Raw genomic sequence first — 566 nt, forward strand, 5'->3', positions numbered from 1 at the left:
GGGCCGGCCCCCCCGCGTGTCCCACCCCCGGGAGGCCGGACGAACGTCACTCTGGGTAAGATCGCCGGCGGTGCCCCGGCCCGCTCCCGAGAGGGGGTGGAGGCCCTCCCTCCGCTCCCGGGGAGGAGGATCGGGCGAAGCGGAGCGTTTCGTGCCGTTCCCACCCGGGGTGACCGACCGACGACCCACGGGTGTGCACGTGCATCCGTCCGTGCATATGCATATGAACAGGGTTATGATCCCCGCGAGTTGAGTCCCACACCCGTCCGGGGCTCGGGTACCGCTCTCGTAACGACCGGGGAGAAGCCTGTGACCGAGGCGCACCACGAGGCCGCCGCACACCTGCGGGACGTGGCCTGGATCAAGAGCAGCTACAGCAACGGACAGGGCAACTGTGCCGAGTTCGCCCTTCTACCGAGCGGAGATGTTGCGCTGCGTAACTCCCGGTTCCCCGAGGGCCCCGCCCTCGTCTACACCCGGGCCGAGGTCGAGGCCCTGCTGCGCGGAGTGAAGGACGGGGAGTTCGACCACCTCGTCTCCTGACACCCCGCCCCACCCCCGGGGCG

The 566-nt window shown here is 70.3% G+C and carries 1 protein-coding gene; it reads left to right on the top strand.

Annotated features, from left to right (window positions below; translation table 11 throughout):
- The first annotated feature begins 309 nt into the window (after positions 1-309).
- A complete protein-coding gene (locus tag FOE67_RS27945; protein ID WP_182667581.1) occupies positions 310-543 on the top strand; it encodes a DUF397 domain-containing protein in 234 nt (77 codons plus the stop codon).
- Positions 544-566 lie beyond the last annotated feature (23 nt).

The sequence above is a fragment of the Streptomyces calidiresistens genome (genome assembly GCF_014141525.1).
Taxonomy (GTDB): Bacteria; Actinomycetota; Actinomycetes; order Streptomycetales; family Streptomycetaceae; genus Streptomyces; species Streptomyces calidiresistens.